The sequence below is a fragment of the Methanobrevibacter boviskoreani JH1 genome, assembly GCF_000320505.1.
GTDB lineage: Archaea > Methanobacteriota > Methanobacteria > Methanobacteriales > Methanobacteriaceae > Methanarmilla > Methanarmilla boviskoreani.
Genome location: NZ_BAGX02000010.1, coordinates 153,528 through 176,731 on the forward strand (window position 1 = coordinate 153,528; position 23,204 = coordinate 176,731).

23 protein-coding genes are annotated in these 23,204 nt (G+C 29.6%); 15 read left to right on the forward strand and 8 right to left on the reverse strand.

Annotated features, from left to right (window positions below):
* Positions 1-261 precede the first annotated feature (261 nt).
* Both ON24_RS02460 and ON24_RS02465 read left to right on the forward strand, forming a co-directional pair.
* Entirely contained in the window at positions 262-1,470 is a 1,209-nt protein-coding gene (locus ON24_RS02460; protein ID WP_040681809.1) for an ammonium transporter, read from the forward strand.
* A 227-nt stretch (positions 1,471-1,697) separates the two neighbouring features.
* Positions 1,698-2,036, forward strand: coding sequence for a P-II family nitrogen regulator (locus ON24_RS02465; RefSeq protein WP_016358489.1), 339 nt, complete (start codon positions 1,698-1,700; stop codon positions 2,034-2,036).
* Between the two features lie 457 nt (positions 2,037-2,493).
* On the opposite strand, the gene ON24_RS02470 is transcribed toward ON24_RS02465, so the two are convergent.
* Together ON24_RS02470 and aroD are read right to left on the reverse strand one after the other, a co-directional pair.
* On the reverse strand, positions 2,494-3,144 hold the full coding sequence (locus ON24_RS02470) for a S24/S26 family peptidase (RefSeq protein WP_040681810.1): 651 nt from the start codon (positions 3,142-3,144) through the stop codon (positions 2,494-2,496).
* Between the two features lie 265 nt (positions 3,145-3,409).
* Positions 3,410-4,102: a type I 3-dehydroquinate dehydratase gene (gene aroD / locus ON24_RS02475; RefSeq protein ID WP_016358487.1), complete on the reverse strand. Its 693-nt coding sequence runs from the start codon at positions 4,100-4,102 to the stop codon at positions 3,410-3,412.
* 229 nt (positions 4,103-4,331) lie between these two features.
* Here aroD and ON24_RS02480 point away from each other — a divergent pair, with 229 nt between their 5' ends.
* From ON24_RS02480 to ON24_RS02510, 7 genes are all read left to right on the forward strand, one after another.
* Positions 4,332-5,057, forward strand: a complete 726-nt coding sequence (locus ON24_RS02480) for a hypothetical protein (protein WP_040681811.1) — start codon at positions 4,332-4,334, stop codon at positions 5,055-5,057.
* A 489-nt stretch (positions 5,058-5,546) separates the two neighbouring features.
* A complete protein-coding gene (sucD, locus tag ON24_RS02485) occupies positions 5,547-6,413 on the forward strand; it encodes a succinate--CoA ligase subunit alpha (RefSeq protein ID WP_040681812.1) in 867 nt (288 codons plus the stop codon).
* A 53-nt stretch (positions 6,414-6,466) separates the two neighbouring features.
* On the forward strand, positions 6,467-7,672 hold the full coding sequence (hmgA, locus tag ON24_RS02490; protein WP_040681813.1) for a hydroxymethylglutaryl-CoA reductase (NADPH): 1,206 nt from the start codon (positions 6,467-6,469) through the stop codon (positions 7,670-7,672).
* Positions 7,673-7,689: 17 nt separating this feature from the next.
* Entirely contained in the window at positions 7,690-8,250 is a 561-nt protein-coding gene (locus ON24_RS02495; protein WP_040681814.1) for a TetR/AcrR family transcriptional regulator, read from the forward strand.
* A gap of 590 nt (positions 8,251-8,840) precedes the next feature.
* Positions 8,841-9,521: an NADPH-dependent F420 reductase gene (npdG, locus tag ON24_RS02500; protein ID WP_040681815.1), complete on the forward strand. Its 681-nt coding sequence runs from the start codon at positions 8,841-8,843 to the stop codon at positions 9,519-9,521.
* Between the two features lie 106 nt (positions 9,522-9,627).
* Positions 9,628-10,563, forward strand: a complete 936-nt coding sequence (locus ON24_RS02505) for a 3-hydroxyacyl-CoA dehydrogenase (protein ID WP_040681816.1) — start codon at positions 9,628-9,630, stop codon at positions 10,561-10,563.
* Positions 10,564-10,815: 252 nt separating this feature from the next.
* Positions 10,816-11,082 (forward strand): hypothetical protein, encoded by a 267-nt coding sequence (locus ON24_RS02510; RefSeq protein WP_050553531.1) that lies wholly within the window; start codon positions 10,816-10,818, stop codon positions 11,080-11,082.
* A gap of 494 nt (positions 11,083-11,576) precedes the next feature.
* Here the strand turns inward: ON24_RS02510 and ON24_RS02515 are convergent, their stop codons facing one another.
* From ON24_RS02515 to ON24_RS02535, 6 genes are all read right to left on the reverse strand, one after another.
* Complete coding sequence (locus tag ON24_RS02515) at positions 11,577-13,682, reverse strand: heavy metal translocating P-type ATPase (RefSeq protein WP_040681817.1); 2,106 nt, start codon at positions 13,680-13,682, stop codon at positions 11,577-11,579.
* A complete protein-coding gene (locus tag ON24_RS02520) occupies positions 13,676-14,020 on the reverse strand; it encodes an ArsR/SmtB family transcription factor (protein WP_040681818.1) in 345 nt (114 codons plus the stop codon). The genes ON24_RS02515 and ON24_RS02520 overlap by 7 nt, the downstream gene beginning before the upstream one ends.
* Positions 14,021-14,595: 575 nt before the next feature.
* Positions 14,596-15,324, reverse strand: a complete 729-nt coding sequence (locus ON24_RS02525; RefSeq protein ID WP_040681819.1) for a DUF116 domain-containing protein — start codon at positions 15,322-15,324, stop codon at positions 14,596-14,598.
* Positions 15,325-15,440: 116 nt separating this feature from the next.
* On the reverse strand, positions 15,441-15,899 hold the full coding sequence (locus tag ON24_RS02530; RefSeq protein WP_040681820.1) for a hypothetical protein: 459 nt from the start codon (positions 15,897-15,899) through the stop codon (positions 15,441-15,443).
* A gap of 43 nt (positions 15,900-15,942) precedes the next feature.
* A complete protein-coding gene (locus ON24_RS09415) occupies positions 15,943-16,098 on the reverse strand; it encodes a hypothetical protein (protein ID WP_016358478.1) in 156 nt (51 codons plus the stop codon).
* Positions 16,099-16,359: 261 nt separating this feature from the next.
* On the reverse strand, positions 16,360-17,073 hold the full coding sequence (locus ON24_RS02535; RefSeq protein WP_040681821.1) for a hypothetical protein: 714 nt from the start codon (positions 17,071-17,073) through the stop codon (positions 16,360-16,362).
* 241 nt (positions 17,074-17,314) lie between these two features.
* Here ON24_RS02535 and ON24_RS02540 point away from each other — a divergent pair, with 241 nt between their 5' ends.
* The 6 genes from ON24_RS02540 to ON24_RS02565 all read left to right on the forward strand — a co-directional run bounded on the left by ON24_RS02540 (position 17,315) and on the right by ON24_RS02565 (position 23,036).
* Positions 17,315-18,007: a hypothetical protein gene (locus ON24_RS02540; RefSeq protein ID WP_040681822.1), complete on the forward strand. Its 693-nt coding sequence runs from the start codon at positions 17,315-17,317 to the stop codon at positions 18,005-18,007.
* Positions 18,008-18,251: 244 nt separating this feature from the next.
* On the forward strand, positions 18,252-18,770 hold the full coding sequence (locus ON24_RS02545; RefSeq protein ID WP_040681823.1) for a DUF367 family protein: 519 nt from the start codon (positions 18,252-18,254) through the stop codon (positions 18,768-18,770).
* A 287-nt stretch (positions 18,771-19,057) separates the two neighbouring features.
* On the forward strand, positions 19,058-19,204 hold the full coding sequence (locus ON24_RS02550; protein ID WP_016358474.1) for a 50S ribosomal protein L40e: 147 nt from the start codon (positions 19,058-19,060) through the stop codon (positions 19,202-19,204).
* Positions 19,205-19,545: 341 nt separating this feature from the next.
* The gene (locus tag ON24_RS02555) at positions 19,546-20,295 is read left to right on the forward strand and encodes a phosphoglycerol geranylgeranyltransferase (protein ID WP_040681824.1); all 750 of its coding nucleotides are present in this window, start codon (positions 19,546-19,548) and stop codon (positions 20,293-20,295) included.
* 91 nt (positions 20,296-20,386) lie between these two features.
* Complete coding sequence (locus ON24_RS02560; protein ID WP_040681825.1) at positions 20,387-21,307, forward strand: DNA double-strand break repair nuclease NurA; 921 nt, start codon at positions 20,387-20,389, stop codon at positions 21,305-21,307.
* 208 nt (positions 21,308-21,515) lie between these two features.
* Positions 21,516-23,036, forward strand: a complete 1,521-nt coding sequence (locus tag ON24_RS02565) for a helicase HerA-like domain-containing protein (protein ID WP_040681826.1) — start codon at positions 21,516-21,518, stop codon at positions 23,034-23,036.
* Positions 23,037-23,204 lie beyond the last annotated feature (168 nt).

The following is a 23,204-nucleotide window of genomic DNA, read 5'->3' on the forward strand; positions in this document are numbered from 1 at the left end:
AGATAATCTTAATATAACGGAACATGGTTTCCGTCTTCCGACTATAAAAATTTTTAAATTGAAAAATTTTTTGTAAAAAAGATGCATAGGTTTGAATAATTAAAATTTAGTTTAAAATCTTTTCCTTGATAATAAAAAAGTTTTATTTTAAAAAAGCCCTTTTAAAAATTTTTTGTATTATAGATTATTCAAAACCTATTCACTTTTTAAGTTGGTTGTATTTAATTTATTGTTAAAAAATATTATAGAGAAGAAGATAATATGGTTGTTTTAAATCCAGGTGATACTGCTTGGATGCTTATGGCTACTATTTTAGTATTGTTAATGAGTATTCCAGGTATTGCCTTATATTATAGTGGTCTAAGTAAAAGTAAAAATGTATTAAACACAATTTATTTAACTTTCATAGCATTTTCCGTTGCAAGTATCATTTGGGTATGTTATGGATATTCATTTGCCTTCGGTTCAACAATAAATGGATTGATTGGTGCTCCAGCAAATCTGTTTATGACTGGAATGGGTGTAAATGATCTTAACGGTACAATCCCTGCATTGTTATTTGTTATTTTCCAATTAACATTCTGTGGATTAACTGCAGCACTTATTTCTGGTGGTGTAGTAGGAAGAATGAAAACCTCCGCTTGGGTAGCATTTGTTATTTTATGGGTTACCTTAGTTTACGTCCCTGTAGCTCACTGGGTATGGGGTGGAGGATGGTTAATGGAAATGGGAGCTCTTGATTTCGCTGGTGGTACAGTTGTACACATAGATTCAGGGGTAAGTGCATTAGCATTAGCATTAGTTCTCGGACCTCGTAAAGATACCACATTATTACCTCACCACTTAGGATATTCTGTAATTGGTGCAGCATTCCTCTGGTTTGGTTGGTTAGGATTCAACGGTGGATCAGGTCTTGCAGCAAACGGTCTTGCAGCAAACGCAATTCTTGTAACTAACGTTGCAGCAGCAGTTGCATTAGTCACTTGGGTAGTTATCGATAAAGTAAAAGTAGGAAAACCAACTGTATTAGGTGCAATTTCCGGTGCAGTAGCAGGTTTAGTAGCAATTACTCCTGCAGCTGGTTTCGTTGATGTACCTGCAGCAATAGTTATTGGTTTTGTAACATCATTTGTATCTTACTTTGCATTATACTACTTAAAACCAAAACTTGGTTACGACGATGCATTAGATGTATTCGGTATCCATGGTATGTCAGGTTTATGGGGAGCAATCGCAACAGGTATATTTGCAAACCCAGCAATTAATGAAGCAGCTGGATTATTATACGGTAATCCAAACCAAGTTGTAATACAGATCATTGCAGCAGTTGCAACTGTTATATATGCATTTGTATTAAGTTACATCATTGCTAAAGTACTTGATGTCACAATGGGTATTAGAGTAGATGAAGCTACTGAAGTTAAAGGATTAGATACTCAACTCCATGGAGAATCTGGATACAGATTATAAATTCAGATTAAGATCTTCTTCAATCATCGAAGTTTAATAGGTTATTAAAACCTATTATCTTCATTTCATTGATGAAGATGTATTTAACTTAAATCTCGAGGAAATAATTAATTATATTAATTTATTATAATTGAGATAATTGATTACCTTGTATGTATTGAAGTATATATAACATTAGAATTATATATGGAGTTTGTAAAATCATAAATTTTTTATGAGGTTTTAAAATGAAAAGAGTTATAGCTGTTATTAGACAAGAAAAATTTGAAGATGTAAAAAAAGCTTTAGATGCAGCTGGATTTAAAGGTATGACTGTTATTGAAGTCAAAGGAAGAGGTACTCAATTAGGTGTTAAAGAAACTTATAGAGGATCTAATTATTGTATTGATTTACTTCCAAAAACTCGTGTTGAATTAGTTGTTTCTGATTCAGATGTTGATAAAGTTGTAGAAGCTATCTGCGAAGGTGGTAGAACCGGTGATATTGGAGATGGAAAAATATTTGTCTCTAATGTTGAAGAATTAGTTAGAATTAGAACTGGTGAAACTGGAGAAGATGCTATATAATAGTATTCTTCTTTAAACATTTTTGTTAACTATATAAATCACACAAAACACGGGAAAGTACTATTATTATAGTATTTTCTAATTTACCTTATATTACTGGATTCATATTTATGGAATGTTTGATTAAATTAAATTTTTTATCTTGCCTCTGATTGTTGTTAATTCCTTTTAATTGTATTTTTGTATAATTTAATCAATCATTCTTTATTTTTTTTATTTTTATTATTTTGCTATTTTTTATTAAAACTAGGTTTTAATTTTATTTTTAAAAATTGATTGGAATTGATTTCTATTTTAAACTATGCTTAAGATATAAATAGAGTTTTAAGAAATCTTTCTAGAAAAGTTAAGAGTTTAAATTAAAGGATTGAATTTAAAAATAATTATTTAAAATAAGTTTGTTTATAATTTGAGTTTAAAAAGAACATGAAAATAAAAAATTAAAAAATTTTTGATTTTAAACATTTAAATTAGTGTTATTGGTAATATTGGATATTTTGACAACACCAATTATATTGTTTTTATTAACCCAGGTTTTAATTCCCGCTTCTTTAATGGTATAACCATCCTCGTATCGGTATTTAACTTCTTTATTATCACTAGTTAAATAAACCTCGTTACCATTAACCTGACTTACCCTTTTTATGATACGTCCATATTCGGGACTATCTGCAACTACGCAGTCTCCAACGGAAACATCATGGGTTTTATTTACAATAACGGATTCTCCATCATGAAATGTTGGTACCATTGAAGTACCTTGCACATTAAAAAACATTGGTAAGGTATCGTCACCAAACTCGGATCTAATGTTAATTTCTGTGTTAGTATAACCATATTTCTGTGTTATGTTGGAAACTCCTGATTTAATACTGTCCACAGTAGAATTCTCATTGATCATTTCCTCTTTTACATAGTTTGTAATGTCACTATTCATTTGATCATTATCTTCTAAGAAGTTAAGAGTATGAATATCCGATTTCACTGTTACGCCATTGAGTTTTAAATCAACAATTAAAGCATCATTAAAACTCATAAATCCTATGGTTCCAATTATAGCCAATATGATTATAATAAATGAAAGAATCCATTTGGTATGATTTTTCATTTAAACACCATATTATTGTGAGTAATTTAAAAATTAGTTTTAAACTTTAATTAACTTATTTAATTTAAAAGTTTCTAAAGATTTTTTTTTGTTTAGAATGTGTCATGTTTTAAGTTTTTTAAAATGTCTTTTTATTTATTTGATTTATTAGAAGTTATTTGATAATATTTTAGTTAAGAATTATCTAATTGATTTATTGGGAGTTTTTTGAGTATTTTAGTTAAGAGATATTAAGGTAAATTGTATTATGGATAATTGGGTTAATCTAATTAATATCATCTAACTCGTCATCATCCATAATATCCATGTTCAATAGCATTTTCATAGTTTCAATATCTAATTGTCCAGGTGCTGTAACATCCCTTCCTGCAGCAAATGTTATCGGTGAATTAAATTTGGATGCCATGACACGTGTATAGCTTCCGAGTTCTCCCATTGAAATTGCAATGGTATCATCAAATCTTGAAAGTATTGCCAGTATGACTAGTGTATCCTCTAATTTCTCAGGCATTACAGCAACTTTTGCAATGTCTCCAATCTGTTTTTCCTTCTCAACTATGTAGGTTAACTCATTTAATTCAGGTGTTTTTTCAAAGTTGTGATAGGAAATAATGGTTTTTGTACCAGTATTTTTGATTTCCTCGATATACTTATCATCTGTTACAAGCTCTATGTCAATATAGTCAACATATGGTGCAATGGATTTTAGAAGTTCAACTCTTTCCTTTTCACTACCTTTAAAGGAGCCCCCTTCAATATCAATTCTATTGGTTGCAATCATTGGGAAGTTGATTTCCTTTGCAATTTCAACAATTAAATCACTTGTAGGATTGTTCATTGCATCAATGCGGAATTCAAGAATATCTGCACCTTTACGTATACAGTCATGTGCAACTTCAATTACATCCTCTTTCTCTTTCTGAGCAATTGGTATAGCTATCTTTGTTTGTGAGTACATTTTAACATCTAACTAAATTCTTTATTTTTAAAAAATTAAAAACTAATTTTTAAATTACTTAATAATATATTTTAAGTTATTAGATATTAAATTTTATTACACATGTTCCCTAATTTAGGATTTTTAAGTAAATTATAAAATAATAAATAATATTAATTTTAAAAATTATAATTAATTAGATTTAGTAATTTTAAATGATTCGATTAATTAAATAAAAAAAGGGTGTATTATGAAACTTACAGTATTTGGAGCAGATATATCTTCTAATGATGTTTCTTGTAGTAAATCTTTGATTAAAAATATAAATAAAGATATTCCAAAATTATTAGATTTGGGTGCTTATAAAGCAGCTTTAACAAATGTAACCGGTGATGATTTGGTGATTGCCGCTTATGTTGAAGATGATTTACTTGAGGAAGTTAATAGGGGCATCATTCATTTGATGAGGGATAATGCTGAAAATCTCGGTGATTTGACAGGTATTTCTGAGGATAAAGAAAGTGCTGGTGAAGGAGTATCCTATGCTGAGGCTGATATTCAAGATGATATCTATCCTGATAGCGTAATTTTACATTTTGATACATATGGTGGAGAACCATTTGTTGAAGACGTTGCGAATTCAACAATTCAAGCTGCCTCAAATTTCTTTGCAGTACATGATGTGTGTAAACCGATAAGTGGTAAGGTTAGAAAGATTCCCGGTGTAGGATATGTATCTAATGAAACAGATGATCCTGTAGTCTGTGCTACAGTAAATGGTTTGGAATCTATGGGTACTATAGCTTTTTCAATGATTGGTGCAGCACTTGGTTGTAAGAATACTTATCTTGTAGAATATGGTACTCCTTGTAATGTAATTCCTGGAAGTGTAATTGTAAGTGCAACAGCTTTCATGAATGGAAATACCCTTGATTTAGCTGTTCCATTTGAAAACAAAACAAGAATTTTAAGATAATTCCTAATTTTTATAACTTTTTTTAATTTTCTTAAATATAATAATTAGCTATTTTTATAATTTTGAATTACTTTTTTTTAATTATTTCATGATAATTATTCAAGTTTAGCTATTTTTATAATTGAGAATTGTTTTTTATTATCTGTAATGATTAATATAGAATGGAATGTTGACTTTAAGTCTTTGTATAATCTTTTGTATTAATTTTATATTAAATAGCCTTAATTTCTTTTAATGCTTTAAAGTACAGTTTTTATATTCTATTCTAAAAGTCTATTATTTCTTGATTAAATTACCTTTTATATTTAGAAACTTTTATTAATTAATAGATATAAAGTAAATATATTATATAATGATTAAATATTATATTTAAATTAATTTTTATATTTCTAAATTATTGTGTGTTAAAATAAGGGTTTTTAAAAAACTTGTTATGGTTTAGATTTTCAAATAAAGTAATTATAAATTTAAGAATAGTTACGTGATAATATGATTTTGTTAGATAATGATACTAAGATTTTAGTTCAAGGAATAACAGGTAAACAAGGTTCATTCCATACACAGCAAATGCTTGAATATAATACTAATATTGTGGCAGGTGTAACTCCGGGTAAAGGAGGACAAGAACACTTTGGTGTACCTGTTTATAATTCTATTCGTGAAGCAAAAGAAAATGAAGACATTAATTCTTCCATTATTTTTGTACCAGCACCTTTTGCAAAAGATGCTGCATTTGAATCAATTAAAAACTTTGATTTAGTTGTAATAATAACAGAACATATTCCAGTTCATGATACAATGGAACTTGTCGAATATGCTAAAAGGAACAATACAACTGTTATAGGACCTAACACTCCAGGAATCATTACACCAGGTGTTGGTAAAATGGGAATCATGCCAACCCATATTTTTGAAAAGGGAAATGTTGGAGTTATCTCCCGTAGTGGAACATTAACCTATGAGGTTGCAAGTCAACTTACAAGGGCGAACATTGGTCAAAGTACTTGTCTTGGTATTGGTGGAGATCCTGTAGTGGGTACAGATTATACACAGGTTCTTCAAATGTTTGAAGATGATGACGATACTGATGCAGTTGTACTTATAGGTGAAATAGGTGGAAATGCTGAGGAAAAGGCAGCAGAATATATTAGGGATAATATTTCAAAACCTGTAGTTTCATATATTGCAGGAAGAACTGCACCTCCAGGTAAAAGAATGGGACACGCAGGTGCTATTATTGAAGGTAGTAGTGGAACTGCAAAAACAAAAACCGAAACTTTTGAGAAGGTTGGAGTTCATGTTGCTAAAAAACCTTCAGAACTTGTAGATTTACTTCATCAAGCTGGAATTAATTAATTTTGCTATGTTCTTTTGGTTTAATAATAGTTTATGAGTGGTTAGGTTATAAAATGGATAAATCTCAAATTATTGAAAAATTACTCAATGGTGAAATGAAACTTTACCAGATAGAAAAATACACTGATTCTATTGACGAGGCTGTTGATGTTAGAAGGGAATTTATTGAAAAATATACCTCTACTAGTCTGGAAAATGTTTCACATTATACCCTTGATATGGATAATGTATTTAAGAAGAATATTGAAAATCCGATTGGTGCAATCCAATTACCTCTTGGTGTGGCAGGACCATTATTGATAAATGGTGAGGAGGTAAATGGGGAATTTTACATACCCCTTGCAACATCAGAAGGTGCACTTGTAGCATCCATTAACAGAGGATGCTCTACCATTAAAGCGTCTGGCGGTGTCAATGCTAGAATTATTGATGATAAAATGACAAGGGCACCTGTTATTAAAGCACCTTCTGCTGTGGATGCATTAAATGTTAAAAAATGGTTTGAGGATAATTTCAAAGAACTTAAAGAGATTGCGGAATCTACTACCTCACATGGAAAATTGCTTAAGATAGATCCAATATTTGTTGTTGGGGATTATATTTATCCAAGATTTGTATACTCTACTGGTGACAGTATGGGTATGAATATGGTTACCATTGCAACGGAAAAGGTATTAAACAAAATGGCAGAGGAAACAAATGCCGTACATATTGCATTAAGTGGTAATGTATGTGTTGATAAAAAACCTGCATCCATTAATATGATTGAAGGTAGAGGAAAGTCACTTGTTGCAGATATATTAATTCCAAAAGATGTTGTGGAAGCTAAATTAAAAACCACTGCTGCAGCTATTGCGGAAGTTAATACGGCTAAAAACTTATTGGGATCTGCTGTTGCAGGTAGTATGGCTTATAATGCTCATTATGCAAATATGATTGCTGCTATTTTCCTTGCAACAGGTCAGGATGCGGCTCATGTAAGTGAAGGTTCTATTGGAATTACAACGGCAGAGGATAGGGACGGGGATTTATATTTCTCTGTAAATATGCCTGATGTTCCTATTGCAACCGTTGGTGGGGGAACTTCCCTTGCAACAGCTAGCGAAGGTCTTAATATTCTAGGTGTAAAAGGTGATGGTGGAGCTCGTAAATTTGCAGAAATCGTTATATCTACTGTACTTGCAGGAGAACTTTCACTTTTAGGTGCACTTGCAGCAGGTCACCTTGCAAGAGCTCATCAGCAGCTGGCTAGAGGTTAAATATTTCAGTGGTTTCCATGTCAAAAAAGGAAGAGGTTGACAATGCCCTTGTCGAGGCATTTAAAAAGTTGCTTAAAACAAATTCTTATGATGATATAAAAATTATAGATATTTGTAGGGAAGCTAATATTCCAAGAAGTACCTTTTATTATCATTTTGAAGATAAGGAAGAGTTGTTAGAATATTTTTTTAAAGTTATAACTGATGGTTATGGGGATAAAATAACTAATTCCAGTTCCCTTTCATCAATGGAATACAGAAAGAATATGGTAAACATTACTGTAGACTATTTGAATCAGAATAAAGATTTATTTAGCTATTTTTCAAAAAATTCCAATAAAATACTATTTTTATCCCACTTTTTTGATTTGATGGAAAATAATCTATTTAAAAAATTAAGTGAAGGGGAAGAAAAGGGTCTTATTTATAATGCGCCTGCAGATTACATAACTCAGTGGATTATTGGAGGAATGATGAAAATATCCTATTACTGGATTGATAACTTAGATAAATACACAGTGGAGGATTTGCATAAATATCTGTCTGAATTATCCATATTATATGTTAAACTAAGTTAATCATTTTTTCACTATTCCCAAAAATTTATTTAATTATTCAATAAACTTTTATAATAATTAAAAATATTTTTTCTTTGTTGGTCTATGTCAATTAATTTTATTTATTTCACTGTTTTTGTTTTAATTTTTAAATTATTATTGTTTTAAGACAGTTTTTTTATTTAAAATTTATACATGTGTGTAAGTCTATTTTTATTTAATATGCACATTGTCCATGTTTTTTTTAAATTTCCCAAAAATCATAGGGTGTAAAATTTTTTTTTCATGTATTAAAATACAAGAAAATTCTATAAATCAATATATTAATTTAACTGCTATTCTATTTTCTGTATATGAAATTCGATTTTTTTTTATTGAATCTTATAATTTTTTCTTTAGTGTCTTTTCCCTGAAATACTTGAACACATGTTTTATTTATTATTGAACATTTTATAGTTTTATAAAAAATAAATATATAATTATTTATATTTTATTTATTTATATATATTTTTATTCAATTTTAATAGGATTATTTATTAATGTGTATTTTTATATTATGTTTAAGGAGTTATAAAATTATAACTTTTAAAAGGTATTAGGTGGTGTAAATTTTGACAGTAAGCGTAATTGGTGGTACCGGACCGCAAGGTTTAGGTATTGCGAAAAGATTGGCTATTGCAGGTGAGGAAGTAATTGTCGGATCACGTAAGGAAGAAAAAGCTATTAAAATAGTTGAGGAGACACTTGAGGAACTAAAAGATTATGATATAAAAATTAAAGGTTTGGCTAATGGGGATGCTGCAAAAGAAGGGGACATTCTCATTATGACTGTACCTTTACAAGCTCAAAGCGCTACTTTAAAAACTATTAAGCCATTTGTAAAAGGTAAAATCCTTTTAGATGCTACAGTTCCTTTGGAAACTGCTATTGGAGGTAAAGTTTCGAGGATTATTAAATTACCTGAAGGATCTGCAGCTGAAAGAACGGCTCAACTTCTTGAAGGTGAAGACGTAAAGGTAATTGCGGCTTTTAATAATATCAGCAATAGTTTGCTTTTGAATATTCCGGAACCTATTGACTGTGATTGTATTATTGCAGGGGATGATAAAGATTCAAAGGATATTGCAAAGGACTTGATTGAAAAAATTCCCGGTATAAATGTGATTGATGCTGGTGCTCTTGAAAAGGCACAATTAATAGAGGTGGTAACTCCTCTTCTAATTGGATTAAATATTAAATATAAATCCCAATTTGGTGGATTCAGACTTACGGGGATAGATTACAATAAATGAATTTAAAATTTTTAATTGAATTAAATGAATCAAGAATCTTTAAAAGATTTTTTTAAGGACAATTGATTTTATTTTTTAAAAAAATTGGTTAATGGAGGATATAAAAATGACATATAAAAATATTACCGTAGCAGGTAGTGGGGTTTTAGGAAGTCAAATTGCATATCAAACTGCTTTTAAAGGGTTTAATGTTACAATTTGGCTTAGAAGCGAAGGCTCAATTGAAAGGGCGAAACCTAAACTTGAAAGATTGAAAAATATATATCTTGAAACATTGGAAGAGATGAAAACCAATCCTGATGCTTATTGCAGAGGCTTATCTGATAAGAGGGATTTAAGTGATGATGAAATTGATCAATTAAAGGAAAAAGCTATTGCAGCATATGAAGGATTAACCTTAACAACTAGCCATGAAGAGGCTGTAAAGGATGCAGATTTAGTCATTGAGGCTATTGCAGAAGACCCTGAACAAAAAATTGATCTATATCAACAATTTGCAAAGTATCTTCCCGAGAAGACTGTGCTCGTTACAAATTCCTCAACCTTACTTCCAAGCCAATTTGCAGATTATACAGGAAGGCCTGAGAAATACTTGGCTTTCCATTTTGCAAATAACATTTGGAAAAATAACACTGCAGAGATTATGCCTCAGGCAAAAACCGACCCTAAATATATTGAGGAAATTGCCGATTTTGCAGAGGATATTGGTATGATTCCTTTAAGGGTATTAAAAGAGCAACCTGGTTATATTCTTAATTCATTGCTTGTACCGTTTTTACATGCGGGATTATTGTTATGGGTTAAAGGCGTTGCTGAACCTAAAACTGTGGATTTAACATGGAAGCTTGCAACTGGTGCACCAAGGGGCCCATTCCAAATTGCTGATGTAGTTGGATTAGTGACATTGTATAATATTGCTGTCATGAATCCGGAATCTAAAAACCCTGATTCCATTCAAGGTAAAATTGCAAAAGCTTTAAAGGAAAAAATAGATGCTGGCGAATTAGGTATTAATGCAGGTAAAGGATTTTACGAATATTGATCTTAAAAAATATCTTTTATATTTTTTGGATTGGTTCATTTCTCAACCATTTTAAAAGACTCAAAAAAATCTCTTGTATTAAACAGTTTAAAGTTTTAAGGATAATTTAAATTAATTATCCTTTTTTTTTAAACATCTTAAATATATTTAAAGTAATGTTCCTACGGATGTTTTATAATAAATTTATTTAAGGGTGTTGAATAAATCTAATTATAGTTGAAACTTTAATTAATTGTTAAAATCAGTGATACAATGAGTGATGATGATGAGTTATTTAATGAATTCGAGGAATATATCTCTTCAGATTATCCTGAAATAGAGCTTGAAACCGATGATTTGAAACTGGTCATTACATTGAAAAAGGATTATTCCGAAATTGATGACTTGAAACAGAGAAAAAGGGAATTCTTCAGGGATCTTGAAAATTTCATTGAGGAATTTAGAGAAACTCCTGAATCAACAGACCTACTTGCATATTATGACTTTGAAAACTTTGAGAAATCATTGAAGAATGATTAATATTGAAAGCAGCTATTTTTAAAATAATATGTTTTTATATTTTTAATTTAAATCTTAGTTTATCCATTTTTAATCTATTTTTTTTTAAAGAACTTTTTTCAATATGGATAGCCATTTACTAATTAACGATAAAATTAGGAATAGTTTTCTATTTTTATAAGATTTTGAATCTTAAGATTTAATCTTTTCTGATATTTAACAATATTTAAAACCAGTATTGATTAATCTTATAAAATTTGAATTTTTAAATAAAAGAGGATTTTCTGGTATTTAACAATATTTAAAACAACATTAAAATAACTGAAATAAGCATATTTTGAAATCGAGAATTTAGGTTTTAAAATTAATTTTATTCTTTTAAAAATAATTACTATAACTGAAAATTTAAAAATAATTTCTAAAATTATTTTATCCATTTTAAAATTAAAATAAGTATAATGGGAATTAAAAAAATGGTCTTAAAAATAGTGACAATTATAAATAAATATAATTGTCTAGAATTTAGAGAGTCTTAATCCATATGCAACAACTAAAAGTGTAAGACCAACATCACCAATAGTAATTGCTTCCCAAAGGGAGACGAATCCAAGAATTGCAACAACTGCAAGAATTGCCTTTACGGCAACTGCAACGCCAATATTTGTTTTTACAACTTGCATGGTTTTACGTGCTAATGCTATTAGATATGATAATTTTGAAATTTCATCATTCATTAGAATGATATCCCCGGTATCAATAGCCACATCGGATCCCATACCCATTGCAATACCGACATTACTCATGGCAAGTGAAGGTGCATCATTTACTCCATCACCAACCATTGCAACGTGTTTATCTTCTGCAACAACCTTTTCCACAATATTTACTTTATCTTCAGGTAATAAATCTGAATAATATTTATCTAATCCGATTTCATTAGATACGAGTTCGGCGGTTTTTTGGTTATCCCCTGTAATCATCATGGTTTTAATGTTTTTGGATTTTAAGTAATTTATTGTACTTGGGGTATCATCTCTGATTTTATCATTTAGGGTAATGCTTCCTAATATCTCATTTTCAGTACCAATGAATATGGTTGTTTTAGCCTCGTCAGTAAGAATATTACTTAACTCGGATTCTAAATAATTATTGAAGTTAAATAATTCTTTGTTTCCTATATAATAGTTTTCACCATTTATTGAGCCTGTAAGTCCTTTTCCAGATATGGATTTGAAGTCTTCCACATCATATAATTTGAGCTTGTTTTCTTTTTTATAGTCATTGAAGGTTTTTGCAATAGGATGTTTTGATTGATTTTCAATGGAACATGCAATTCTAATGATTTCCTCTTTTTCAATGCCGTCTAAAGGATTAATATTATCTATTTTTAGGTTTCCTTCAGTCAGGGTACCTGTTTTATCAAACATAATCGCTTTTGTATTGGCTAGTTCCTCAATATATTCCCCACCTTTTATAATGATACCATTATTGGTACCTGCTGTAATGGAGGATATCATTGAAACCGGAGTGGATATTGCAACAGCACAAGGACAGGAAATTACAAGTAGACATAGTGCCCTATAGGCCCATGTCTGGAAAGGCTGACCAAAGAACAATGTTGGAACAGCAGCAACAAGGATTGCAAGAACTACAATACAAGGTGTATAGTATGTTGCAAATTTATCTACAAATATATTAATATGTGCTTTTTTCTCCTCGGATTCCTTTATTAAATCTACAATTTTAGCAAATACGGTATTGTCAGATGATTTTGTAACTTCTATCTCAATGTAACCTTCTTCGTTTATTGTTGATGAGTAGACTTCATCTCCAACATCCTTTGAAACGGCTAAACTTTCACCTGTAATTGAGGCTTGATTTACAGATGTTGAACCTTTTATGATTTCACCATCTACTGGTATTTTATCTCCAGGTTTTACAATTACAACCTCTCCAACATTAATGTCATCCACATTTCTTTCCTCTTCTTTATCCCCGACTTTTACAATAGCTGTATCTGGGGATAATTTTACAAGATTGCTGATTGATTTCTTAGATCTGTCAATTGATAAATCTTCAAGAAACTCGGATATGTAATATAACAATATTAATAGGGCACCTTCAGGAGCACTGTTTAATAGGAAAGCACCTACAACAGCAATCACCATAAGTAATTCAATTCTTACCTGTCCATGTAAAGCTCCTTCAATACCTTCACATATGGTATCATAACCAACATATAATACCATGATTATGTATAATACATATGCAATATTAGCTGAGCTATATATTGCTCCACTTGCAAAATTTAACTGGTTTAAGATGTATGCAACAATAAATGCAGCTATACCAAATCCAATTTTATAGTATGGTTCCCTGGATTTTTCCTCCTCTTCACCAATGTCTGAAAGTATTCCCTCATCACTGCAACATGCACAGCCTCCGCCATGGTCATGAGAGTGACTATGGCCGTGTGAGTGGCTATGTCCATGGGAATGACTGTGGCTATGATCATGTTCATCAACAGAACAGCAATCATCATGTTCATGATGGTCATGATCCCCTTCATTGTGGACATGGTTCTCATGAATGTGGTCTTCATCTTCATGATTATTCAACATGTATTTTCACCTATCTTTATTAGTTCATATATCTGTGGATTGTTTAATGAATAAAATACTCTTTTATTTTCCTTTCTATTTTTAACAATTCCTTTGTTACGTAGAATTCTTAATTGATGTGATATACTGGATTGGCTCATATCTAATAGTAATGATAATTCACATACACACATTTCTTTTTGTTTAAGGGCAGATATTATTCTTATTCTATTATAATCTCCTAATAACTTGAATAAATCAGCAGTTTCCTTATATGTGTCACATGATGACATATTGTTTGAAACTTTCTCTACAATATCTTCCCTTATACTTTTTATTTCACAAACATCACTAGACATATGAAAGTATATTCATATGAACATATTTAAAGGTTTCTAAATTTTTAAGAAATAGCCATAAATTATAATATTTTTTGAAAAATCATATTATAATATCAATTGTTATATATTCTTTCTTTTAATATATAAATATTGTTTTATTGTTTAAAAATTTAAGTTAGGATTTATGATTTTATAAATCTAAAAAAATAAGTTAAAAATTGTTTGTTTTAGTTTTATTCAATTTTAATAAAGTTTTAGGAATAACTAAATTTTTACAAAATTTTGGTTTTAAAATTAGTCTTTCATAATTAATTTTATTTTTAAATTTTTGAAAAATTAGATGTTTCTGATATTGGTTTATTCATGTTTTGATTTTATTTTTAAATATTTGAAAGATTAGATGTTTCTGATTTATTATTCTACCTGTGTTTTTGATTTTTTTAATGTCTGAAAAATTAGTTATAGTTATTGATTTATTATTATATTTATGTTTTAATTCCTTTTAAAACATTTAAAAGAGTAGTTTAAAAAGTTTGAAAAATTAGTTATTGTTTTTTTAAATAGATAAAATAAAAATGTTTAAGATTTTAGAATTATTTGGAATTTTTAATATCTTCCTTCTTGATACATAAATCATGGTGTATCTCTAAATCAGGATTTTTTGATTTTCTATTCTCTTTTTTGATATCAAAATATCCAATCTTTTCAAGAACAGATCTCACATCTACCTTTGTCTCGAAACAGCCTGTTTTTGAAAGGAGCACTCCCTGTGGTGAAAACTGGTTTAATTTCATCATTGTCAGATTTAAATCTTCATAACATGCAACACCAACAACAGAATCAAAATCATTGTTTTCAATAATCTTTTTAACAAAGCTGCTTCCGGGAACTATAAAGACTTTATATCCAATGCTTTCAGCCTTTTCTTTAATAACCCCAATGGAACATTTGCCGCATTTGTCACATACAAGTCCCGTTTCATCAAGTCTTGCTTGACAGTCACTACTTCTAAGACAATGCGGAAGTACAAGTATCTTTCTGGAATTGTCTGTTTTATTGAAGTTGGTTTTATTCACATGGTTCCTTAATGATACGCTCATCTGATCCACCATTGTATCCTCAAAACCTAACCAATTGGATAGGCTTTTAAGAGGTGAATAGAATATATCCGTAATAACCAATATGAATCTTGGAAAAATAAGCCTATTGTTTTTCAATTGTATTCTTCCGATTATCAATACAATGATAAGTAGTGCAATTATGGCGACTACTATAATAAAAATACTCTGTCCCAATAATTTAAATAATGAATCTGTTATCATTTAAATAGTACCTTAAAACTTTTATAAAATTATAATATTAATATCATCAGATATAATATTTATTGTTTATATATAAAGTGTTTTTATTTATAAGAAAAAATTAGAGTATATTGATTTTAAAATTCCTCAATTTCATAATCAATATCTTCACGGTTTAGTTTGATACCCTTGGTGGTCTTTTCAATTTTTATACCACTTAAACTATCACAGGAACATAATATGTCTTGTTCGGGATGTGTTCCAGGAATTATATTACAATCAAATCTTACGGTATCTCCAACGGATAATACCATTGGAAGTCTATTTGATGCTTTATTCTCCTTAGGCAATATTATAATTGGTGATTGCATATCACGGGTTAGGTAAATAAGTGATTTTATACCTTTTTTGAATTTTTCACCCTTTCCAAATGCAGAAACTGCTATGATATCATCATCTTCAGGATATAATACTACCTCCTCGTTATCTGATGTTTCTATAAAGAGCATATCACAGTTGGCCATTTTACATATACCAACTATGCCGGTTTCTCCATTAAGAAAGACTATGTCATTATTATTAAAATCTATATTCATGTCGGCACCTTAACTAAAAATAAAAAAAGTAAAAAATGTGGATTTATTCTAAACATTCTGTATCCTTACTTTTACAGTTTGGACAAACTACTTTTTTTCCAATACCCCTAAATGTATTGCCACATTTCTTACATTTGTATTTTTTTGTTTTAAGACTTTTTAGGTCAACATCGCCCATTGGGCCTCCGGTAGAACACATAATTACACCTTCCATTTTTTTATTATGTCAATGGTTATTATGTATTAAATAGTATTTATTATTTTATATTGATTTTTAAGTTTGTTTAATTGAATATATAGTTCAAATAAAAAAATAGATATGTTTTGTATAAATGTTGGAATTTAAAAAAAATAAAAAATTAAGAAAAAGTAGATTTTTAAAATATATTCTATTATCAGTTTTTTTTAATAATAAAATATTCTAATTTTTAATTAGTTATATAAAAGATAAATAAAAGTATTAAGCTGGTGTGAAGCTGTCAATACTTTTTATTAAAGATTCTGCAATTTTAGTTTTGTTTTCCTGACTATCTGACTGTGCAGTCTCAAATAGAATGGTATTAAATCCCTGGTCTGCAATAGGCTCTGTTACCCATTGTGGTGAAGTACCCTCAGTAAAGTTATACTCCTCAATACCTGTGTCCTGACTCATTTTATGTCCATATTGAACTGCGGTAGGTGAGTTAGTACTTATTACTTGAATGTATTTAACGGGATCCCAATAATATTCCATTTCATGAACGTCAACAACCACAAATGGATGATACTGTGCTAAGTCATGAACAATATATTCATTTGCAAGCATCTCTCCCATATGTCTGTTGGTCTGATAAGCACTTGTATTAAGTCCAGGTGCATCCATATTCAATTTGATGAAGTATATGACATATTTCTTGTTTAATGTGTTGTTTTTTGTCATATTGATTACGGTTTCATTTGTAGCATTATGGATACCGCTTTCAAAACTATGTACACCTAAAATTAAAACAACAGTATCATTACTTGATGCATTACCACAAATGGTTTTATATACAGTACCATTTGTGTTATTTCCTGCAACAGTGGTATTAATTGTATTCTCTTGAGTATTTGTAATATGTGTTAAAGTCACAATACATGCAAGTATTACAATTAAAATTAATATAACTAATAGAACTTTATTATTCTGTCTCATTCTATCACATATATTTTATTAAAATACAATATTTTATTTATAATATTAATTATTTAAATCTAATTATAAATCAATCATTTGCTGATGATTTATTTAAATAAAATAAAGAAATATTTATACTAAAAAGTATATATTATATGAATAAAACTTTATATCGAGAATAAAATAATTTTATTTTATATTTTAAATCTAAGATAAAATAATTTTATTTAGATAGAGGTCAAATTAGAGAGGAATCTAAATGGAAAGAAAATACTTAATTGGTATAGTTGCTCTCATTATAATTGTTGCTGTGGTTATAGGTGTTTTTGCTTTACATCCTTTTGGAATAGGCAAGGATACTACTCCATTTGACAATAAGTTTATGAGTGGTTCATTTCAGGGAAATGTAACAGAACAGTCTCCGGCTAATACCTCCAGCAAGTTTAAGGATTGGGGAGCAAGTTATAAAGATAAATCAAATGGTATCGAATATAACATGTCTTCATGTGATAACGATACTTTGATTTTAGATATTCTTCAAATTCAAAGCGGATTACCTGAACCGGAATACCGTGAGTATAATGGTTTAAATTGGACAATTTATTATTCAACTGCTGTTCCAACATCACAGGCTGTAAATAATTCTACAGCGGGCAACAGTTCCCAGGCGATTTACAATGTATATATCTGTTCCGCACAGAAGGACGGACAAAGCTATCTTATATATGTAATATCTAACGGCACTGTTAAATGTGATGGTTCAACTTACTGTGATTTATATGCAAATTATATAGAGCCATTATTAAGATCAATTGAAGTTAAACATTCAAACAATGCTCCTAAAGTATATGATATGTTAGGTGTATCCAAATCAGATTACAATACTTTGGTTAAATATGTTGATGCATATAAAGCAGGAAATCTAACAAACGGAACTAATTCATCTGCTTAATTTTTATTTCCTTTTTTATTTTTTTAAAAATTTTCAATTGATTATCTTTTTTCTTTGAGGCTTTGTTTTTAAGATATTTGTCTTTCTATATTTTCCCGAGGGGTGTCTGTTTGGGACATGATTAGTGTGCTGGTTCTATTTTCATTATGGGAATCTTAAATTTTTATTAGATTTAAGGAATATTATATTAATGAGATTAAATATAAATAAAATAGGTTATTTAATATTTAAGAAAGGTTTTATTATGGATGTTACAATTTTTCATGCTAATGAATGTGATAAGAAAAAGTGTACTGCTATAAAACTTGAAAAGGAAGGTAAAGCCAGATTGGTTTATAAGATTCGTAAAATTCCAAGGGGAGCCATTGTTCTTAATCCATTTAGTGATAAATCAGTGTCAATGGAAGATAGGAAATATGTGGAGAGAAGGGGAGTGGTAGGTCTTGATTGTTCCTGGAATAAAGTTAACAAATCTGCAACATTCTTCTCACTTTCAAAATATCACAGATCACTTCCGTTTCTAATAGCTACAAATCCCGTAAATTATGGAAAGCCATGTACATTATCTACCGTTGAAGCTATTGCCGCAACATTTTATATTACAGGTTTTAAAGATAAGGCCAAAGATTTAATGGACGGATTTAAATGGGGTCATACATTTATAGAATTGAATCATGATCTTTTGGAGTTATATAGTGAACAGGAAACCAGTGCGGAAGTTGTGGATGTTCAAAATCAGTTTTTAAATCAGTATAAGGAATAGTCCATATTAGTTTTTTAAAAACCGGGTTTTTATTGAATTGATATTTTATATTGGTTTTTAAAATTACGTGTTTTATTGGATTGGTATTTTAAATAAAATAATATTTAATTTTATTAAAATCTTGGTTTTTTATTGAAATTATCTTTAAAATACCTAATCTTTAAATACTATTAATACAATATATTTTAATAATAGTAATGAATAGACTTATTTTCATTATAATTTTATCATAGCTAATCATTGGATTAGTGTTTTTTTACTAATTATTTTTATAGGGAGGATTAATCATGGCAAAATTTGAAGAAGCTGAAGAAAGACTCTTTAATGTAAAAATTTGCTTAAAATGTGGAGCTCGTAATCCTGCTGCTGCTACAAATTGTAGAAAATGTGGTTACAAAGGATTAAGATTCAAAGCAAAAGAACCTAGAGGATAAACTTTATTCTCTTTAATCATTTTTTATTTATTTTGCAAAAATAAATAATATACTATTTTTTATTAATTTTAACTGTTTATTTGGTTTTCATCTATTTTTATTGGAATTGAAATTTATCAGTTTTAACTGTTGGGATTTGGCTATTCTTATTTGAATTAGGATTTATCAATCATAATATTGGTCAATTTAATAATCATTAATTTTTATTTATATGGGTATTCCTAAAATAATGTTTAAATAAATAAAATTTTTATAATAAGATGATAAAAAATATAATTATGATTTATTTTATTCTATGGAATAATTTTTAATTAACCAATTATTTATTAAAGGGATAATCTATGAACATTGTTGAAGAACAATTTAATGAAATTAGAAAAGATCATGTTCTACATTTAACATTGATTGATCCGGATGAACAATCAGCTGAGGATGCTGTTAAAATTGCAAAAGCAGCTATTGAAGGTGGAACTGACGGTATTATGATTGGGGGCTCTACTGTTGATCAATATCAAGTGGATTCTACCTGTAAAGCTTTATCAGAAAATATTGATTTGCCTATTATTATTTTCCCAGGTAATTCATCAAATGTTAGCAGATACGCGGATGCCATATTCTTTATGAGTTATCTTAACTCAAGCAATCCATATTACATTGTTGGAGCTCAAAGTATTGGGGCATATGGTGTTAAAAAATCAGGTATTGAAAGGATTCCAATGGGTTATATAGTTGTGGAACCTGGTGGAACCGTTGGATGGGTAGGTGAAGCTAAACTTATACCACGTAATAAACCTAAAATTGCGGCGGCATATGCGATGGCTGCAGAATCATTCGGTATGAGATATGTTTATCTTGAAGCTGGTTCTGGTGCGGATAAACAGATACCTCCTGAAATGATAGCTTACACTAAGGCTGCAACCGATGTTATGTTGGTTGTTGGTGGTGGTATTAGAGATGCCGAATCATCATATATTGCTGCTAAGGCTGGAGCAGATATAATAGTTACAGGAACTGTTGTTGAGGAAACAGATGATGTTACAAATAAAGTCAAGGAAATAGTTTCTGGAATTAGGAAAGCTTCAGAGGAATAAATGTTAAATCTTATTTATTATTTTACTTTTTTACTATTTTTTTTACATTATTTTCATATTTAGAAATTATTATATAAATTGAGGACTTAATGTGTTAGAATCATTATATTTGGAAGCAATTAAAAAGAAAGATTCAATTCAAAAAGAGATTGAAGATTTTGAACAATCTGATTTTGACATAGATAAATTTTGGAATTTTACAGATATTCCGGAGTCTAATGATAACTTTAAGATAGCTGCAGGTGATGGTAGCTATTCCTCACGTAAATTCCTGGCATTTAACCTTTATGCCGTTGGCGCTGTTAGCTACATTTATAATAGAAATAACGGTTTGGATTCAATTGAAAAGGTTGATTTTAATATTGCCGAGCATCAGAAGAATTTTACGGATAAACTTAGAAATAAGATGAACCTTTTCGAGATTGACAATGCTGTAAAATGTTTTAACGATTACGATATTGACTATTATATGATTGACGGGTCTGTTTATGGGGATTTATTCAGGATATTTCCATATGAGGAAAAGCTTAAGGATATCTATACATCTAAACTGGAGTATATGTATAATCTCTTGAAGTTTGATAAAGGTTTAATAGCTATTTCAAAAACTTCAACAACTAACGAATATTTCCACAGTAATATTCCGGATATGTCAATATTTCAACGTTTTAATAAATTAAAGGGATATTCGAATCCGATTCATAAGAAGGTTAAGGATGAGTTTACCTATGATTTTCCCATAATGGACAATTACTTTAAATCATTGGAGTTTACGGTCTTTTATCTAAGACTTGAGGATTATAAGAATGTATTGAAGGTAGAATTGCCTTATCACGCAAATAAAAAGGAGATTGAAAAGGTAATTTCTATAATCAAGAGGGAATCTGTTGAAGGTTATCCTTATCTTCTTAAAAAAGCTCATAATGAAGTGGTAATTCATAATAAAAACATTCTAGAGCTTGCGGAGATTGTGGGATTATATGAAAAGTCAGGTAGGGAAATGTTAAATTAGCTTTTTCATTGGATTTATTAGAAACTATTAGGCCAAATGATGATAATTGATTAAAGTGGTAGGAAATCTGATTACGGTTTAATCTGTTTTATGTTTTAATGGAAATTTAATTGGTTTATTTTTCATTGATTTATTTAGGATTGCTATTTAAGGTATTAATGGAAATTTAATTTGTTTATTTTTGTTTAAATCATTTAAGGGTGTTAGAATGGAAGACAATGTTATAGGAAGATGTGTAGGTGAAACTTCACTTACAAATGTAAGTTTTATATCTAAGAAAATGCCTAAAATGGGTGAATATGTTACATTGGAGTATGATAATAAGATCATATTGGGTATGATAGAATCCCTGGTACGTGGAAGCGTATCTCTAAATGTGGATATATATGATCCAGATACGATTGAGAGAATTAGAAACATTGAAGGTGATGACTACTACATTAAGGGTTCTGTAAGAATACTTGGAGATGTGGACCATTTAAAGATACCTAGAACACCTGCACAGCCAGGAACCGAGATTAAACTTGCAAGTGATGAAGTCCTTGATAAGGTATTCAGGGATCCAAATGGTCTTAAATTGGGACATCTTATCTCTAATGAAAATGTTGAGGTGAATGTTGATATTAATAAGATGGTTTCAAGACATCTTGCAATACTTGCTATGACAGGTGCAGGTAAATCCAATACCGTAAGTGTGCTTATTGACGGATTACTTCAGAAGAATGGCTGTCCCTTGATATTTGATATGCACTCAGAGTATGTGGGTGCTGAATTTACAAATGGTGATGTGAATGTTATACAGCCTATATTAAATCCGCTTTATATGGAATTTTCAGAATTATTGGATCTTGCAAACATTAAAAGTAGCAGTGCATTCATACAGGAAAGATATTTAAGAAAGGCATTTAAACAAGCAAAAAGCGAGATAAGGGAAGGAATACACGCGTCAAATGATTTTTTAGAAAATATACGTGGGATACTTGAAAGATGGTCCTTGGATGAGGACAATTATGATTCAAAGGATAGAAATAGAATGACCGATGTTTTAAACAAGATCGATGATATGATTTCAAGATATGGCAATCTATTTAATTCCAATGCCTCTGATATTTTATCCAATATCAAATTAGGGCAGGCCAACATCATTGATTTAGGTCAGGTGGATGAGAGGGTTGCGGAGGTTTTAGTTCAACATGTATTAAGAACAGCCTTAAAAAGTAGAAAAGATTATGTTCATGGAGATAAGACCAAACTGGGATTTCCGTTATTCTGTGTTTTAGAGGAGGCTCATATTTTAGCTCCTAATAATAGGAATACAAAATGTAAGTATTGGATTCAAAGAATTGCACGTGAAGGTCGTAAATTTGGTTTAGGTCTATGTCTTGTAAGCCAATCACCTAAAACCGTGGATCAGGACGCATTGTCCCAGGCAAACAATATGATTATCTTAAGGCTTGTAGAACCTAAAGACCAGAAACATGTTCAATCTGCAAGTGAATCCTTATCAGATGATTTGGTAGGTCAGTTACCCTCTTTAAATATTGGTGAGGCTTTAGTTTTAGGACTAATGACCAAGGTTCCAACACTTGTAAAGATTGATGAATTTAAAGGCCGTTCTGTTGGTGGAGATATCGATATTGTTGGAGCTTGGAGTCAAAGCATTAAGGATAAAGAGGAGGATTTAGAAAGACAAAGATATGAATCCGAGCAATTGGATGGTTTCTACTAGACTATCTAAAAATCATCTTTTTTTATTTTTCAATTTGGTTAAATAGTCTTTATTAAATTATTAAATCAAAAATAATTATTTCATTTTTCTATTTATTTCAATTTATTTCAATTTATATTTATGTATCCTTTTATGGTTTTTAGTTAAAACTGGAATTTTAAAACTATT

What these genes read in the sequence shown, in the direction of transcription:
- ON24_RS02550 (WP_016358474.1), top strand. Translation starts at nt 19,058, where the DNA reads ATGGCAAAATTTGAAGAAGCTGAAGAAAGACTCTTTAATGTAAAAATT.
- ON24_RS02460 (WP_040681809.1), top strand. Translation starts at nt 262, where the DNA reads ATGGTTGTTTTAAATCCAGGTGATACTGCTTGGATGCTTATGGCTACT.
- ON24_RS02470 (WP_040681810.1), bottom strand. Translation starts at nt 3,144, where the DNA reads ATGAAAAATCATACCAAATGGATTCTTTCATTTATTATAATCATATTG.
- ON24_RS02545 (WP_040681823.1), top strand. Translation starts at nt 18,252, where the DNA reads ATGGATGTTACAATTTTTCATGCTAATGAATGTGATAAGAAAAAGTGT.
- sucD (WP_040681812.1), top strand. Translation starts at nt 5,547, where the DNA reads ATGATTTTGTTAGATAATGATACTAAGATTTTAGTTCAAGGAATAACA.
- aroD (WP_016358487.1), bottom strand. Translation starts at nt 4,102, where the DNA reads ATGTACTCACAAACAAAGATAGCTATACCAATTGCTCAGAAAGAGAAA.
- ON24_RS09415 (WP_016358478.1), bottom strand. Translation starts at nt 16,098, where the DNA reads ATGTGTTCTACCGGAGGCCCAATGGGCGATGTTGACCTAAAAAGTCTT.
- ON24_RS02535 (WP_040681821.1), bottom strand. Translation starts at nt 17,073, where the DNA reads ATGAGACAGAATAATAAAGTTCTATTAGTTATATTAATTTTAATTGTA.
- ON24_RS02540 (WP_040681822.1), top strand. Translation starts at nt 17,315, where the DNA reads ATGGAAAGAAAATACTTAATTGGTATAGTTGCTCTCATTATAATTGTT.
- ON24_RS02510 (WP_050553531.1), top strand. Translation starts at nt 10,816, where the DNA reads ATGAGTGATGATGATGAGTTATTTAATGAATTCGAGGAATATATCTCT.
- ON24_RS02530 (WP_040681820.1), bottom strand. Translation starts at nt 15,899, where the DNA reads ATGAATATAGATTTTAATAATAATGACATAGTCTTTCTTAATGGAGAA.
- ON24_RS02555 (WP_040681824.1), top strand. Translation starts at nt 19,546, where the DNA reads ATGAACATTGTTGAAGAACAATTTAATGAAATTAGAAAAGATCATGTT.
- ON24_RS02495 (WP_040681814.1), top strand. Translation starts at nt 7,690, where the DNA reads ATGTCAAAAAAGGAAGAGGTTGACAATGCCCTTGTCGAGGCATTTAAA.
- ON24_RS02465 (WP_016358489.1), top strand. Translation starts at nt 1,698, where the DNA reads ATGAAAAGAGTTATAGCTGTTATTAGACAAGAAAAATTTGAAGATGTA.
- ON24_RS02505 (WP_040681816.1), top strand. Translation starts at nt 9,628, where the DNA reads ATGACATATAAAAATATTACCGTAGCAGGTAGTGGGGTTTTAGGAAGT.
- ON24_RS02515 (WP_040681817.1), bottom strand. Translation starts at nt 13,682, where the DNA reads ATGTTGAATAATCATGAAGATGAAGACCACATTCATGAGAACCATGTC.
- ON24_RS02520 (WP_040681818.1), bottom strand. Translation starts at nt 14,020, where the DNA reads ATGTCTAGTGATGTTTGTGAAATAAAAAGTATAAGGGAAGATATTGTA.
- hmgA (WP_040681813.1), top strand. Translation starts at nt 6,467, where the DNA reads ATGGATAAATCTCAAATTATTGAAAAATTACTCAATGGTGAAATGAAA.
- ON24_RS02565 (WP_040681826.1), top strand. Translation starts at nt 21,516, where the DNA reads ATGGAAGACAATGTTATAGGAAGATGTGTAGGTGAAACTTCACTTACA.
- ON24_RS02525 (WP_040681819.1), bottom strand. Translation starts at nt 15,324, where the DNA reads ATGATAACAGATTCATTATTTAAATTATTGGGACAGAGTATTTTTATT.
- ON24_RS02480 (WP_040681811.1), top strand. Translation starts at nt 4,332, where the DNA reads ATGAAACTTACAGTATTTGGAGCAGATATATCTTCTAATGATGTTTCT.